The following is a 14,761-nucleotide window of genomic DNA, read 5'->3' as shown; positions in this document are numbered from 1 at the left end:
AGCAGCCCCCGAGGCCCTCAAGCCTTGCCGTTGGCCAATTGTGCCGGCGCGAAGTGACAGGTAAACGTACTGCCATGCCCCGGCACGCTGCTGATCTCCAGCTTGCCGCGGTGGCGCATCAGCACATGCTTGACGATCGCCAGCCCCAGCCCGGTGCCCCCGGTATTCGACGCACGGCTGGAGTCGACCCGGTAGAAGCGCTCGGTCAGACGTGGCAGGTGCTTGGCATCGATGCCCACCCCCGAGTCCTGCACCGACAGGTGTGCGCCCTGGGCATCGGCCCACCAGCGAATCCGGATGCTGCCTTCGTCCTGGGTGTACTTGACCGCGTTGAACACCAGGTTGGAAAAGGCACTGCGCAGCTCTGACTCGCTGCCCTTCAACTGCACACCGGGCGCGGCTTCAAGGGTGATGCGCTGTTTGCGGGGCCCGGACAGAGCCTGGGCGTCGTTCTTGATCGCGCAGAGCAAGGCATCGACCGCCACCGGGTGGTTGTCCGACGGATAGTCGGTGGCCTCAAGCTTGGCCAGCAGCAACAGGTCGTTGAGCAGTGTCTGCATGCGTGAGCCTTGCTGGCTCATCTGTTGCAGGGCTCGGCTCCAGCGCGGGTTCACGTCCTCGACGTTGTCCAGCAGGGTTTCCAGGTAGCCGGTGATGACCGTCAGCGGCGTGCGCAGCTCGTGGGACACGTTGGCGACGAAGTCCTTGCGCATCTGCTCCAGCTGGTGGATGCGGGTAACGTCGCGCACCAGCATCAGGTGCTCGTTGTTGCCGTAGCGGGTGATGTGCAACTGCACGCGCATGCGGTCGTTGATCGGCGAAGGGATTTCCAGCGGCTCGAGGTAGTTTCCTGCCTCGAAGTACTCCTTGAAGCGCGGGTGGCGCACCAGGTTGGTCACCTGCTGGCCGCCGTCCTGTGGGGTCTTGAAGCCCAGCAGGGTCTCGGCGGCGCGGTTCCACCATTCCAGGTTGCCATCGCTGTCGAGCATGATCACTGCGTCTCGCAGTGCGGCAGTAGACTCCTGCACCCTGTCGATCACCGCCTGCAGGCGGCCGCGTACACGCTGGTCGCGGCGTTGCAAGTGGTAGATGCTGTCGAACACCTCGCCCCACAGCCCGTAGCCATCGGGCGGTGCTTCGTCGGGTTGGTGGTTGCGCAGCCAGTCATGCAGGCGCAGCAGTTGCTTGAGGGTCCAGCCCAGGTAGAGCGCCAGGCCGATGGCCAGGCTCCAGCCATAGTAGCCACTGAGCAGCCCACCGATCAGGCAGACGGTAATCAGCAGTAGCAGGTGGCGAATCAGGGTCGCGTGCCAGTTCTGGTTCAATTGACGGTCCTTGTACAACGACGTGCAGCTTGGCGCCTTTCAGCTCGATCAGCTCTTGGTCGAGAAGCGGTAGCCGGTGCCCCGGACGGTTTGTACCAGATTTTCGTAGGCTTCACCCAGCGCCTTGCGCAGGCGGCGGATGTGTACGTCGACGGTGCGTTCCTCGACATAGACGTTACCGCCCCATACCTGGTCCAGCAGTTGGCCACGGGTGTAGGCGCGCTCCTGGTGGGTCATGAAGAACTGCAGCAGGCGGTATTCGGTAGGGCCCATCTCGGCTGGCTTGCCGTCGATGGTCACGCGGTGGCTGATCGGGTCGAGCAGCAGGCCACCGACTTCGATCGGTGCCTCGCTGTCGCTCGGGCCGGTGCGGCGCAGCACGGCTTTCAGGCGGGCGACCAGCTCGCGTGGTGAGAACGGCTTGGTGATGTAGTCGTCGGCACCCACTTCCAGGCCTTGGATCTTGTTGTCCTCTTCACCCTTGGCGGTGAGCATGATGATCGGGATGTCGCCGGTCAGCTCGTCGCGCTTGAGGCGGCGGGCCAACTCGATGCCGGAGGTGCCCGGCAGCATCCAGTCGAGCAGTATCAGGTCCGGTTTGCGGTCGACGATGATCGCGTGGGCCTGTTGGGAATTTTCCGCTTCCAGGCAGTCATAGCCGGCCATTTCCAGGGCAACGGCGATCATCTCGCGAATTGGTGCTTCGTCGTCGACGATCAGAATGTTCCTGCCAACCATGCTCAAAACCTCTCCTGGATACGGTGTCTTGGCCCGCATTAGATAACGGAATTATTGCAGCTGTGTGACAGGGTGTTGGCCGTTCTGGCGACATTCCGTGACTGAACTAGGCTTGAAAGGGCCGTGGTTGCGGCAACTTGAACCCAATCCCCCCGAAACAATGGTGAATCCAATGACACGACAAACGCTGAGCTGGATGGCCCTTTTCACTGCGCTGGCGCTCCCGGGGGTGGCCTTGGCCGACCATGCGATGGAGAAGGGCGGCATGTTGGTCGATCATGCCGGCATGACCCTGTACACCTTCGACAAGGATGCGGGCGGCAAGTCGATGTGCAATGGCGAATGCGCCAAGAACTGGCCGCCGCTGATGGTCAAGGCCAATGACGAACCGGCCAAGGACAAGTGGACAGTAGTGATGCGCGATGATGGCAGCAAGCAGTGGGCCTATGACGGCAAGCCGCTGTACACCTTCATCAAGGACAAAAAGGCCGGCGACATGACCGGTGACGGCATGAAGGACGTCTGGCACGTTGCCAAGCCTTGAGATTGCCGGGGCCGCTTTGCGGCCCATCGCGACACAAGGCCGCTCCTACAGGAATGCGCGATACCCTGTAGGAGCGGCCTTGTGTCGCGATGGGCTGCAAGGCAGCCCCAGAATATTCAGCGCAGTGCGTAATCCAGCACCACCCCGATAAACACCAGCATCCCCGCCCAGTGATTGTGCAGAAACGCCTTGAAGCACGACTCCCGGTCCAGCTTGCGCGTCGACCAGTACTCCCAGGCAAAGCACGCCGCCGCGCCCAGCAGCCCCAGGTGGAACCAGCCACCCAGCTCGAAGCGGCTGCCGGCCAGCAACAGGCAGCCCAGCGATAGCAGCTGCAAGGTCAGGATGATGGTGCGGTCGGCATCGCCGAACAGGATGGCGGTCGACTTCACGCCAATCTTCAGGTCGTCATCACGGTCGACCATGGCGTAGTAGGTGTCGTAGCCCACCGTCCACAGCAGGTTGGCGATATACAGCAGCCAGGCGCTGGCCGGCAGCTCGCCACCCGCTGCGGTGAAGGCCATGGGAATGCCCCAGGAATACGCCGCCCCCAGCACCACCTGCGGGTAATAGGTGTAGCGCTTCATGAACGGGTAGCAGAACGCCAGAGCTACCGCACCGAACGACAGCCACACCGTGCGGCTGTTGGTGCACAGCACCAGCAGGAAGCTCACTCCGACCAGGATGGCGAACAGCGCCAATGCTTCGCGCGGGCGGACCCGGCCGCTGGCCAGGGGGCGGTCGGCGGTGCGTTTGACGTGGCCGTCCACCTTGCGGTCGGCAAAGTCGTTGATGCAGCAACCTGCGGCGCGCATCAACACCACACCGAGGCCAAAGATCAGCACGTTGGCCAGGGTTGGTGAACCGTTGCCAGCAATCCACACCGCCGACAAGGTCGGCCACAGCAGCAGGTAGATACCAATTGGCCGGTCCATGCGGCTGAGCTGGACAAAGTCCCAGGCCCGTGGGTGCAGGCGGTTGAGAGACTTCAGCAGTTGCAGGTACATCAGCGGTTTTCCTCCTTGGCCGCTTGCCACAATGCCGGCAGAAACACCTCTGCCACCAGCAGGTCCAGGCCGCCACGTTCGAAGCGCGACCGGCGGCCCCACAGCGCAGTATGGGCGGCCTCGCTCGGCAGCCAGGCCTGTGGATAACTGCACACCTCGATGGGGTGGCGGATGAATGCCTGGTCGCAGAACAGCAACTCGCCCAGCGAACGGCTGCCCAAGGTTTCAAGGTCCAGCCCGCCGCGCTCCAGGGCGCTGCGGCTGGCGACGCTGCGGGCGAACACCCAGGGTTGGCCATGGCCGCGCAGGTATACCTCGCGCACCCAGCCTTCGGCACCGGCTGCGATGCCCAGTGCCTGGCATTCGTCATCGCGCAGCGGTTGCCAGCCCTCGAACAGCGGGGTAACGGAGAAGTGGTCGTTGGACAGGCGGGTCAGGCGACGGGTCAGCGAGCCCTCGTCGAACAGCCAGTCAAGGGTGGGCTGGTCGATGTCGGTCGCCAGCCGTGAATACGGCAGCCACGCGACAGCGGCTGCTTGCGGGGATTCGTACGACACGTCGGTCTGCTTGTTACAACCAGAGAGGCGGCGAGCTTAGCATGATTGCCCGGACTGCTTGCATACTGCTGACAGGGCCGCTACAAAGCCCCACGAATTGCGCGCAGGCTTCGTCGCGGGTAAACCCGGTCCCACAGGCTACGCGGTCGCTGTAGGAGCGGGTTCACCCGCAAAGAGGCCATCGGCAGCAACACAAAGCTCCAGCTTGAACCGAGGAGAAAGACCTGATGAAGAAGTGGCAATGTATTGTCTGTGGCCTGATCTACGACGAAGCCGAAGGCTGGCCCGACGACGGCATCGCCCCCGGCACACGCTGGGAAGACGTGCCTGAAGACTGGCTGTGCCCCGACTGCGGCGTGGGCAAGAGCGACTTTGAAATGATCTCCATCGGCTAATCGAGGAAAGCACGACATGACGTCCCCTGTGGTAATCATCGGTACCGGCCTTGCGGGCTACAACCTGGCCCGTGAATTTCGCAAGCTCGATGCGCAGACGCCGCTGCTGCTGATCACCGCCGATGACGGTCGTTCCTACTCCAAGCCCATGCTGTCCACCGGCTTTGCCAAGCAGAAGGACGCCGACGGCCTGTGCATGGCCGAGCCGGGCGCCATGGCCGAGCAACTGAATGCCGAGATTCGCACCCATACCCGCATCAGCGGCATCGACCCGGGCCACAAGCGCTTGTGGATAGGTGAAGAGGCGGTGGAATACCGCGATCTGGTGCTGGCCTGGGGTGCGCAGACGGTGCAGGTGCCGATCGAAGGTGATGGCGGCGATCGGGTGTTCCCGATCAACGATCTGGAAGGCTACGCGCGCTTCCGTGCCGCCGCCGTCGGCAAACAGCGTGTGCTGATCCTCGGTGCCGGCCTGATCGGCTGCGAATTCGCCAACGACATGAGCCTGGGCGGCTTCCAGGTCGACGTGGTGGCGCCGTGCGAGCAAGTCATGCCGACCCTGCTGCACCCGGCTGCTGCCACTGCCCTGCAGGCCGGGCTGGAAGGCCTGGGCGTGCGCTTTCACCTCGGCCCGGTACTGACCCGCCTGCAGCAGGTGGCGCAGGGCCTGGAGGCGCACTTGTCCGACGGCAGCGTGATCGCCTGCGACCTGGTGGTTTCGGCCATCGGCCTGCGCCCGCGCACCGACCTGGCTGCCGCTGCTGGCCTGCAGACCAACCGCGGCGTTTGCGTGGACCGCCAGTTGCGCACGTCCCACGCCAATATCTTTGCCCTTGGCGACTGTGCCGAAGTCGATGGCATCAACCTGCTTTATGTGATGCCGCTGATGAGCTGTGCCCGGGCCCTGGCGCAAACCCTGGCCGGCAAGCCGACAACGGTCGCCTACGGGCCGATGCCGATCACCGTGAAAACCCCGGCCTGCCCGCTGGTGGTCTCGCCGCCGCCCCAGGGCCACGAAGGCACCTGGCAGGTAGAGGGGCAGGGCAGTGACCTCAAGGTGCTCTGCCTTGATGCAGAGGGCAAGCTGCTGGGCTACGCCCTCACCGGGGCGGCCGTGATGGAAAAGCTGGCCCTGAATCGCCAGCTGCCGGCCGTGATGGCGTAAATAGCTGGCGTTCTGTCGGATTTATCCTGTTGTTGCTTGCACAATGGCCGCCCAGATACTGGCGCGGCCCCTGTGCACGTGCCATCCTCACTTCCGTCTGCCGCAGATTAGAGCCTGCGGTGCCTTGAGCGCTGCTCCCAGGGCAGCACGGCATAACAACAAGAATTCCGTCAAAGAGGCTTCACTATGCGCAAACCAGAACTCGCCGCCGTCATCGCCGAAAAGGCCGATCTGACCAAGGAAAAGGCCAATCAGGTTTTGAACGCGATTCTCGACAGCATCACGGGTGCCCTGGACAAGGACACCGTGACCCTGGTCGGTTTCGGCACCTTCGAAAAACGTCATCGCGGTGCGCGTACCGGCAAGAACCCGCAAACCGGTGAACCGGTCAAGATCAAGGCCAGCAATACCGTGGCTTTCAAGCCAGGCAAGAACCTGCGCGACAGCGTCAACGCCCCCGTCAAGCCGGCCAAGAAAGGCAAGTGATCGCTCCCTGACAACTCCAGTGTCAGCCAAGCGGGCGCCCCAGGGCGCCCGTTGTGCTTTCTGCAGGCAAAATGTTTCGAACTTGCATAAATAGTTCTGGAAAAGGATAGACTGCGCGCCTTAGTCACTTTTAATTCGAGGCGCGTTGATGAAGTTCCGCTTTCTTCTCTGGGCCATGGGGCTGTTGATGGCCAGGGCCAGCCGCAACAACCCGGCGTTCCAGCAGCAGCTCAAGGGCAAGGACCTGGTGTTCCAGATGCAGACCCTGGACGGCAAGGTCGCCCGGCACTTCATAGTCAACAACGAACGCGTCAGCAGCAAAGGCGGTGCGCACCCGCAGCCAGCGTTCGCCATTGCCTTCAAGGACGCCGCCTATGGCTTCACCACCATGCAGGCAGGTAACAAGCAGTTGGCGTTCATGCAGGGGATTCAGGACAAGCACATCCAGATCAAGGGCAACCCGGCGCTGGTGATGTGGTTCCAGGGGTTGATGAAGTACCTGAAGCCGAAGAAGAAGGCCTGAAATTGAAGGGGCTGCTCTGCAGCCCAATCGCCGGCAAGCCGGCTCCCACAGGTTCGACACAGGCCTGAGGGCAGTGCTATCCCTGTGGGAGCTGGCTTGCCGGCGATTGGGCCGCAAAGCGGCCCCTTTTGATATCAGTGCGGTGCGTGGAACTGCGAAGCCAGCTCACGCAGCAGGCTCTCTGCCTCGAGCACCTTGTTCACCACATCCTCGGCCTTGTCCCGGGTAATCCCCAGCCGTTCCAGCAGCTCGTCAGGAATCTCCTGCTGTGGCCCAGAGCCAATCCCCCGCGAGCGCAGCAGGCGGGTAGCCAGGCACACCAGGTTGGGGAACGCCGAAAACTCGCCTTCATATGCCGGGTCGTGCTGGAAGCGCAGTGCGGCGGACAGTTCTTCCGGCATGTCCCACAGCTTCATCAACCAGGCACCGATCTGCTCGCGGCTGATGCCCAGCAGGTGTTGTTCCACATAGGTGTGGCACAGGTGCGGGTTGACCTCCAGGTGGCGGCAGATCAGTGAGAAGTGCGGCGGGAACACGTGCGCCAACAGCAAATAGCCAAAGTTGTGCAGCAGCCCGGCCAGGTAGGTCAGGCCGGCCTCGGGGCGCTCGGCCCGTGGCATGGCGCGGGTCAGGCCTTCGATGATCGCGGCGGTGTAGATCGACTGCTGCCAGTACGGCGTGGCCTGCTGGGGGTGGTCTTTCGGCAGGCTCAGTGTCTTGCCCAGCGCCAGGCCCAGGGCCAGGTTGATCACCAGGTCGAAGCCCAGCACACGCACGATGGCGTCTTCCACCGAGCGGATCTTGCCAGGGGAGGCGTAGTAGGGCGATGCCGCCCAACTTACCACCTGTGCCGCCAGCGCCGGGTCGGTTTCGACCACGCCGGTGATATCGTCGATGCTGGCGTTGGGGTCTACACGTAGCTTGATGATCTTTTGCGCGGTGTCGGCCAGCGGCGGGATTTCGATGGTTTCTTCCAGGCGCTTCTGGATGCGCCGGGCAGTGAAGGCCTGGACGGCGTTGGTGATTTCCCGGGTGTCATCATCGGGGCGGTCGAGGTTGGGGTTGATTGCCTCGACTTCCTGACCAAAGCTGCTGGCGCTGGCCTTGGCCAGCATCCGCTTGAAGTGTGCGCGTTCGATTTCCAGCAGCAGGCCGGCTTCGCCAGACTGGATAAATACGGTTTCGGCGTCGAGCAGGCTCTTTTCGTACTGGCACGGCGAGCTGGTCAGCGCCGGGATGCCCGGCAGGGCCTTGAGCTGGTGCTTGTCCAGCATCTGCTTCAGGCGAGGCACCGACACCGCAGTGAGCTTGCGACCGGTCAGTTCGGCCAGGCGGTTGAGGTCCAGCAGCTGGCTCTGCGGGAATAGCACCATCAGGGCGCCGACCTCGTCGTCGAGCAGCACGGCCTGTACCCGCGACGCTGCCGGCAGGTGCGGATGTTCGACCACCTCGCGGTAGGCCACGCCGAGTTTGTCGAGCAGCAGCCGGATGACCGAGGGAGCGTGTGGGGTTGCGGTGTCCAGGGCAACTTCAGTCATGGTCCGTATCCACTGATTCCTTTAAACGCGAAGTATAACCAGCCTCTGGGCAAATCTGGATCCATTATGGGACCAGCGTCACACTTGGCCATATTGCTGGCCATGACGCAGCCAGCGATCGAGCAGCGGGCTGACGTGCTCCGGCCAGCGTGCGATCAGGGCCTGGGCGGCGTCGCGCACGGCCGGCAGCAGGTCGGCGTCACGCATCAGGTCGGCGACCTTGAACTGCAACAGGCCTGTCTGGCGGGTGCCGAGCATCTCGCCCGGGCCACGCAGCTCCAGGTCCTTTTCGGCGATGATGAAGCCGTCGTTGGTTTCCCGCATGATCCCTAGCCGCTCGCGGCCGATCTGCGACAGTGGCGGGTGGTACAGCAGCACGCAATGGCTGACGGCGCTGCCCCGGCCAACCCGGCCACGCAACTGGTGCAACTGTGCCAGGCCCAGGCGCTCTGGGTTCTCGATGATCATCAGGCTGGCGTTGGGCACATCCACGCCCACCTCGATGACCGTGGTGGCGACCAGCAACTGCAGGTTGCCGGCCTTGAACTCAGCCATGATCTCAGCTTTTTCCGCCGGCTTCATGCGCCCGTGGATCAGCCCCACCCGCAGCTCGCCCAAGGCGCTGCCCAGCTCCTCGTAGGTGCTTTCGGCGGCCTGGCAGGTAAGCTCTTCGGATTCTTCGATCAGTGTGCACACCCAGTAGGCCTGGCGCCCTTCGGCGCAGGCGGCGCGCACCCGCTCGACCACTTCGAAGCGGCGGCTATCGGCCACCAGCACGGTGTTCACCGGGGTGCGTCCGGGTGGCAGTTCGTCGAGCACCGAGGTGTCCAGGTCGGCGTAGGCGCTCATGGCCAAGGTGCGCGGAATGGGTGTGGCGGTCATGATCAGCTGGTGCGGGCACAATTCCCCGGCCACGCCCTTCTTGCGCAGGGCCAGGCGTTGCTGCACGCCAAAACGGTGCTGTTCATCGATGATCGCCAGGGCCAGGTGCTTGAACTTCACCTCTTCCTGGAACAGCGCATGGGTGCCGACCACCATTGGCGCGCCATTGGCGATCTGCTCCAGGGCGGCTGCCCGGGCTTTGCCCTTTAGCTTGCCGGCCAGCCACGCGACTTCGATGCCCATCGGTTCGAGCCAGCGCTTGAAGGTGATGTAGTGCTGTTCGGCGAGGATCTCGGTGGGTGCCATCAGGGCCACCTGGTAGCCGGCTTCCAAGGCCTGCAGCGCGGCCAGGGCGGCGACCACGGTCTTGCCGGCACCCACATCGCCCTGCACCAGGCGCATCATCGGCTCTTGCTGGCTGAGGTCGTAAGCAATTTCGTTGGCCACCCGCTGCTGTGCGCCGGTCGGCTGGAAACCCAAGTTGGCCAGGTACTGTGCCTGCAGGCGCTGGGCTTTGGGCAGCACTGGCGCGCGCAGGCTGCGCAGGCTTTCACGCAGGCGTTGCTGCGACAACTGGTGGGTCAGCAGCTCTTCGAAGGCCAGGCGGTGCTGGGCCCAGTGCTGGCCTTCGGCAAGCTCGTCGAGGTCGGCATCGGCCGGCGGGTTGTGCAGGTAGCGGATGGCATCGTCCAGCGGCGCCAGTTGGTAGTCCCGGGCCAGTTCGTCGGGCAGCCAGTCCGGCAGACTGCGCGGGCCCAGCAGGCCCAGGCTCTGCTGACACAGCAGCCGCAGGCGTTGCTGGGTAAGGCCTTCGGTGGACGGATAGATCGGCGTCAGGGTCTGCTCGACCGGTGGCGGCGGTTCGTCGCCGTTCAGCGCCCGGTATTCCGGGTGGTAGATTTCCAGGCCCGAAGCGCCGGGGCGTGCTTCGCCGTAGCAGCGCAGGTGGGTGCCACGCTTGAGGCCTTCCTTCTGCGCGTTGCTGAAGTGGTAGAAGCGCAGGCTCAGCACACCGCTGCCGTCACCCAGGCGCACCACCAGGCTGCGGCGCTTGCCCATGGTCACGTCGGCGCCGCTGACCACGCCCTCGATCACCGCGTCCTGGCCAGGGCGCAGTTGACCGATCGGCACCACGCGGGTGCGGTCCTGGTAGCGCAGGGGCAGGTGGAACAGCACGTCCTGCAGGTTCTCCAGGCCGACCTTGGCGAGCTTCTCCGCCATGGCCTCGCCAACCCCCTTGAGTACCGTCACCGGGACCTTCGACAGCTCACTCATGACTCAGGCCGGTTGTTCCGCAGGGGCTTTGGCGACCGAGCACAGGCGGATCGAGTCGGCGAGGATCTCGATGGCCTTCGGCCGCGGGAAGCTGGCGCGCCAGGCGATGGCTACGGTGCGGAATGGTGCCGGTGCGGTCAGTGGGCGAACCTCGATGACACCGGGGGCGTAGTGGTGGCTGTGCACCGCCGACAGCGGCAGGATCGACACGCCAAGGCCCGAGGCCACCATGTGACGGATGGTTTCCAGCGAGCTGGACTCCACCGTGGTGTGCTTGGAGCCTTCACCGCCCTTGTTCAGCGTTGGACAGGCCTCCAGTACCTGGTCACGGAAGCAGTGGCCTTCACCGAGCAGCAACAGGCTCTTGTCGTTGAGCATGGCGGTGTCGATGGTCTTTTTCGCTGTCCACGGGTGGTCAGCCGGCATCAGGGCGCAGAACGGCTCATCGTACAGTGGCAGGGTCAGCACGTCGGCTTCGTTGAACGGCAGGGCGATGATCACCGCGTCCAGTTCGCCGTTGCGCAGCTTTTCGCGCAGTACGTGGGTGAAGTTCTCTTCGATGTAGAGGGGCATCTGCGGTGCCACGCGGTGCAGCTGCGGAATCAGGTGCGGGAACAGATACGGGCCGACGGTGTAGATGGCACCGACCTTGAGTGGCGCAGTCAGCTGGTTCTTGCCGGCCTGGGCCAGCTCGCGAATGCCCTGGGCCTGCTCCAGTACCTTTTGCGCCTGGGCGACGATGCTTTCGCCGACCGGGGTCAGGCGGACCGCGCTCTTGCTGCGCTCGAAGATCAGCACGCCAAGCTCATCCTCGAGCTTCTTCACACCGACCGACAGGGTCGGCTGGCTCACGTGACAGCGTTCGGCGGCATGGCCGAAATGCTGTTCCTGGGCGAGTGTGACAATGTAGCGTAATTCTGTGAGGGTCATAACGTGCGTCCATGAAGTTGCGAGCCCAGCATAGCGGCTGCAATCGATAGACGCACGTTATCAGACTTGCCGATTTGTGACAGAAACAAAAGTCTCAGCGGCGGTCCAGCGAGTAGACGAACGGGGCCACGACTTCGATCGTGCCATTGTTCAACAACTCGGGTGGCGGCTTGGGTACCGTGCCGGCCCGACGGATCATTTCCAGGGTCGCCCGGTCCAGGGCGGCACTACCCGAACCTCCGGCCATGGAGTACGACACCACCTTGCCTTCGGCGTCGACCACGAAACGTAAGCGGTTTATGCCCTGCAGCCCGCGACGGCGCGCGTCTTCCGGGTAACGCTTGTACTTGGCCAGGTGACGCAGCAGGTCGCTCTGCCAGGTCGGCAGGGCTTTGCTGTTGGACGCAATGCTCGGTGCCGGTGCCGCGGACTTCTGCGGTGGCGTGTTGCTGGGCGGTGCGTCTACCGTTTGTTCGGTCGGCGGTGCTTCCTTCGGCGGCTCAGGCTTTTTCTCGGGCTTGGGCGGCTGTGGCTTGGCCTTTGGCTTGGGCGGCTTGGGAATGGCGATCTTGGGCTTGGGTGCCTCGGCCAGCTTCGGCAGCGGCGGTTCCTCGACCGGTGCCGGTGGCTGCGGCGCTGCTTTCGGGGGCGGTGGTGGCGCAGGCTCCGGCAACGGCGCCAGCTCGACCATCATGGCTGCCGGTGGCAGTTCGATGGCCTGGGGCACCGACCAGTTGAGCGTCAGCAGCACGGCGACCACGTGCACGCCCAGCACGATCGCCAGGCTGCCACCGTAGCGCGCCATGTTCGAGCGCGTTCTTGTCATTTCTGGGCTGCCGTCTCTAGACCTACCAGACCGACTTTCAGGTAGCCGGCCGCGCGCATGTTGTTCATCACTTCCATCAGGTCACCGTAATCCACGCCTTTGTCAGCCTGGAAGAAGATGGTGGTTTCCTTGTCGCCCTTGGTCTTGGCGTCGAGCATCGGGCCAAGCTGGTCGGGGGCAGGGACCTGGTCATCACCGACGTACAGCTTCTGGTCGGCCTTGACGCTGACGAACACCGGTTTCTCGGGCCTCGGCGCCGGCTTGGCGGTCGAGGCCGGCAGGTCGACCTTGATGTCGACCGTGGCCAAGGGGGCTGCGACCATGAAGATGATCAGCAGCACCAGCATCACGTCGATGAACGGCGTAACGTTGATTTCGTGGTTTTCGGCGAGGTCGTCGCCACCTTCGTTGAGATGCAGGCCCATGGCTTACCCCACTTTCACCATGTGCGGGGCAACACGCTCGCTGCCCTGGTGGTCCAGATCACGGCTGACCAGCAGCAGCACCTGGGCGGAGGCGTCGGACACCTGGGCCTTGTAGCCGGCGATGGAACGGGCGAAGACGTTGTAGATGACCACGGCCGGAATTGCGGCGACCAGACCCAGGGCGGTGGCCAACAGGGCTTCGGCGATACCTGGGGCAACCACGGCCAGGTTGGTGGTCTGGGTCTTGGCGATGCCGATGAAGCTGTTCATGATGCCCCATACGGTACCGAACAGGCCGACGAATGGCGCAGTGGAGCCGATGGTGGCGAGTACGCCGGTGCCGCTGCTCATGGTGCGACCACTGGCGTGTACCAGGCGCTCCAGGCGGAAGCTGACGCGCTCCTTGATGCCCTCTTTTTCGCGGGCGTTGGCCGACAGGCGCATCTCTTCGAGCGCGTCGTGGACCAGGGTGTGGGCCAGGGTGCCTTCCTTGTTGGAAACGTCGCTGGCTTCCTTGAGGCTGGCGGATTTCTTCAGCAGGGCGATTTCACCACGCAGGCGACGCTTGGCGCCCATCAGCTCGAAGCCTTTGGCAATCCAGATGGTCCAGGTGATGATGGAGGCGATGGCAAGGCCGATCATCACCGCCTTCACCACCACGTCGGCGTTCTTGTACATGCCCCAAGGGGACAGGTCGTGGGCCATGCCCAGCGAGGTGTCTTCAACCAGAGCCTCGACGCTCGGGTCTGCAGCGACCGGGGCATCAGCCGGGGTGGCGGCAACTGCACCGCTGGCCGGTGCTGCGGCTGGAGCAACTGCCGGAGCAGCCGGTGCGGTAGCGGCAGCAGGCGCGGCAGCATTGGCGGTTGGCTCATCGGCCATGGCCACTGGGGCCAGCACCAGGCTGAGTGTCAGCGCGGCGATGGCGCGCCAGGCGCGCAACGGGGTTGGCGAAGCGGAAGGTTGAGTACGTGTCATGCTGGCCGGACCTGATGAAGAATGAAGTTAACGTTCTCCAAGGCCTCGAGGTAGGCCGAGAACAATTTGGCGGCCATTATTGCAAGTAATTCTTGTTAACAAAAGTAATCTTGTTGCTTTTTTCGCCTATGGTCTAGCCATCCATCGTGTAGCGTGGTCGGGCTGATCAATTGGTCTAGGGAGTTTAGAGATGTCAGACCTTTCCGTGATGGTGGTGGGATGTGGTGATGTAGGCGGGCGCCTTGCCCGGCAGATGCTTGCGCGCGGTTGGCAGGTGAGCGGCCTGCGTCGCTCGGTCGGGCAGTTGCCTGCGGGGGTCGTGCCTGTGGCAGCGGACTTGTCCGTGCCATCGCTTCCAGACGCCTGGCCGCAGCGCGCGCCGGACTACCTGGTGTATTGCGTGGCGGCGAGCCAGCATGACGAGGCGGGTTACCAGGCAGCCTATGTCGACGGTTTGCGCCATGTGCTGGGCTGGCTGGCCGAGCGCGGCCAACGCCCACGACGGCTGCTGTTCGTGTCCAGCAGCAGCGTGTATGCACAGAAGGACGGCGAGTGGATCGAAGAAGGCGCGGCCACCGAGCCTGAAGGTTATTCCGGGCGGTTGATGCTGGAGGCTGAGCGGCTGGCACTGGCCAGCGGCATCCCGGCCAGTGTGGTGCGCCTGACCGGCATCTATGGCCCCGGCCGCGAGTGGCTGCTCAGTCAGGTGCGCCAGGGCTACCGCGTGGCCGAGGAGCCACCGCTGTATGGCAACCGCATCCATGCTGAGGATGCTGCCAGCCTGTTGGCGTTCCTGTTGCAGGCCGATGCCGACGGCAAGGTGCTCGACGACTGCTACATCGGCGTCGACGACGACCCGGCGCCGCTGGCCGATGTGGTGGCCTGGCTGCGGGCGTACATGGGGGTAACCGAGTGGTCGGATGAGCAGCGGGTGCGCCGTACCGGCAGCAAGCGCTGCAGTAATGCCCGGGCGCGGGCATTGGGCTGGGCGCCGGTGTATCCGAGTTACAGGGAAGGTTATGCGGCCATCCTTGAGGGTAAAAACCAGCCTCAGGCCTGATGCGCCCCCTGTAGGAGCGGCCTTGTGCCGCGATAGGGCTGCGAAGCAGCCCCGGCATTCTATGCGGCGACGCTGAAATCCTGGGGCCGCTGCGCGCCCCATCGCGA

General features: G+C 64.0%; 16 protein-coding genes. 6 read left to right on the top strand and 10 right to left on the bottom strand.

Annotation, left to right across the window (positions count from 1 at the left end; genetic code table 11):
* Positions 1–17: 17 nt before the first annotated feature.
* Together phoR and phoB are read right to left on the bottom strand one after the other, a co-directional pair.
* Positions 18–1,325, bottom strand: a complete 1,308-nt coding sequence (gene phoR, locus GEV38_RS26905) for a phosphate regulon sensor histidine kinase PhoR (RefSeq protein WP_015272347.1) — start codon at positions 1,323–1,325, stop codon at positions 18–20.
* A gap of 48 nt (positions 1,326–1,373) precedes the next feature.
* The gene (gene phoB / locus GEV38_RS26900; RefSeq protein ID WP_003253341.1) at positions 1,374–2,063 is read right to left on the bottom strand and encodes a phosphate regulon transcriptional regulator PhoB; all 690 of its coding nucleotides are present in this window, start codon (positions 2,061–2,063) and stop codon (positions 1,374–1,376) included.
* 172 nt (positions 2,064–2,235) lie between these two features.
* Here phoB and GEV38_RS26895 point away from each other — a divergent pair, with 172 nt between their 5' ends.
* On the top strand, positions 2,236–2,607 hold the full coding sequence (locus GEV38_RS26895; RefSeq protein WP_024087921.1) for a hypothetical protein: 372 nt from the start codon (positions 2,236–2,238) through the stop codon (positions 2,605–2,607).
* A gap of 116 nt (positions 2,608–2,723) precedes the next feature.
* On the opposite strand, the gene ubiA is transcribed toward GEV38_RS26895, so the two are convergent.
* Together ubiA and GEV38_RS26885 are read right to left on the bottom strand one after the other, a co-directional pair.
* On the bottom strand, positions 2,724–3,614 hold the full coding sequence (gene ubiA / locus GEV38_RS26890) for a 4-hydroxybenzoate octaprenyltransferase (protein WP_015272345.1): 891 nt from the start codon (positions 3,612–3,614) through the stop codon (positions 2,724–2,726).
* Positions 3,614–4,171 carry a chorismate lyase gene (locus GEV38_RS26885; RefSeq protein ID WP_015272344.1) on the bottom strand — a complete coding sequence of 186 codons (558 nt, stop codon included), beginning with the start codon at positions 4,169–4,171 and terminating at the stop codon, positions 3,614–3,616. The genes ubiA and GEV38_RS26885 overlap by 1 nt, the downstream gene beginning before the upstream one ends.
* 227 nt (positions 4,172–4,398) lie before the next feature.
* Between GEV38_RS26885 and GEV38_RS26880 the strand changes: the two genes are divergently transcribed.
* The 4 genes from GEV38_RS26880 (at position 4,399) to GEV38_RS26865 (ending at position 6,740) form a co-directional block, all read left to right on the top strand.
* Positions 4,399–4,566 (top strand): rubredoxin, encoded by a 168-nt coding sequence (locus GEV38_RS26880; protein ID WP_003253349.1) that lies wholly within the window; start codon positions 4,399–4,401, stop codon positions 4,564–4,566.
* A 16-nt stretch (positions 4,567–4,582) separates the two neighbouring features.
* Complete coding sequence (locus GEV38_RS26875) at positions 4,583–5,731, top strand: NAD(P)/FAD-dependent oxidoreductase (RefSeq protein ID WP_054572028.1); 1,149 nt, start codon at positions 4,583–4,585, stop codon at positions 5,729–5,731.
* Positions 5,732–5,917: 186 nt separating this feature from the next.
* The gene (locus tag GEV38_RS26870; protein ID WP_013974808.1) at positions 5,918–6,217 is read left to right on the top strand and encodes an HU family DNA-binding protein; all 300 of its coding nucleotides are present in this window, start codon (positions 5,918–5,920) and stop codon (positions 6,215–6,217) included.
* Between the two features lie 148 nt (positions 6,218–6,365).
* Positions 6,366–6,740, top strand: a complete 375-nt coding sequence (locus tag GEV38_RS26865) for a hypothetical protein (protein WP_015272342.1) — start codon at positions 6,366–6,368, stop codon at positions 6,738–6,740.
* A 134-nt stretch (positions 6,741–6,874) separates the two neighbouring features.
* On the opposite strand, the gene GEV38_RS26860 is transcribed toward GEV38_RS26865, so the two are convergent.
* From GEV38_RS26860 to exbB, 6 genes are all read right to left on the bottom strand, one after another.
* Positions 6,875–8,278 carry an aminoacyl-tRNA deacylase and HDOD domain-containing protein gene (locus GEV38_RS26860; RefSeq protein ID WP_015272341.1) on the bottom strand — a complete coding sequence of 468 codons (1,404 nt, stop codon included), beginning with the start codon at positions 8,276–8,278 and terminating at the stop codon, positions 6,875–6,877.
* A gap of 78 nt (positions 8,279–8,356) precedes the next feature.
* Positions 8,357–10,435, bottom strand: a complete 2,079-nt coding sequence (gene recG, locus GEV38_RS26855) for an ATP-dependent DNA helicase RecG (protein ID WP_054572027.1) — start codon at positions 10,433–10,435, stop codon at positions 8,357–8,359.
* Positions 10,436–10,438: 3 nt separating this feature from the next.
* Entirely contained in the window at positions 10,439–11,365 is a 927-nt protein-coding gene (locus tag GEV38_RS26850) for a hydrogen peroxide-inducible genes activator (RefSeq protein ID WP_013974805.1), read from the bottom strand.
* A 94-nt stretch (positions 11,366–11,459) separates the two neighbouring features.
* Positions 11,460–12,191: an energy transducer TonB gene (locus GEV38_RS26845; protein ID WP_015272339.1), complete on the bottom strand. Its 732-nt coding sequence runs from the start codon at positions 12,189–12,191 to the stop codon at positions 11,460–11,462.
* Positions 12,188–12,616 (bottom strand): TonB system transport protein ExbD, encoded by a 429-nt coding sequence (gene exbD / locus GEV38_RS26840; protein WP_054572026.1) that lies wholly within the window; start codon positions 12,614–12,616, stop codon positions 12,188–12,190. Before exbD ends, GEV38_RS26845 begins: the two co-directional genes overlap by 4 nt.
* Positions 12,617–12,619: 3 nt before the next feature.
* Positions 12,620–13,594, bottom strand: coding sequence for a tonB-system energizer ExbB (gene exbB / locus GEV38_RS26835; RefSeq protein WP_015272338.1), 975 nt, complete (start codon positions 13,592–13,594; stop codon positions 12,620–12,622).
* 190 nt (positions 13,595–13,784) lie between these two features.
* On the opposite strand from exbB, the gene GEV38_RS26830 reads away from it, so the two are divergent.
* The gene (locus GEV38_RS26830) at positions 13,785–14,654 is read left to right on the top strand and encodes an NAD-dependent epimerase/dehydratase family protein (RefSeq protein WP_015272337.1); all 870 of its coding nucleotides are present in this window, start codon (positions 13,785–13,787) and stop codon (positions 14,652–14,654) included.
* Positions 14,655–14,761 lie beyond the last annotated feature (107 nt).

This window comes from Pseudomonas sp. 13159349, assembly GCF_013305685.1.
In the GTDB taxonomy this organism is placed as follows: Bacteria; Pseudomonadota; Gammaproteobacteria; order Pseudomonadales; family Pseudomonadaceae; genus Aquipseudomonas; species Aquipseudomonas asiatica.
Note: the sequence above shows the minus strand (reverse complement) of the source record. Positions and strands in the feature narration are given on the sequence as shown.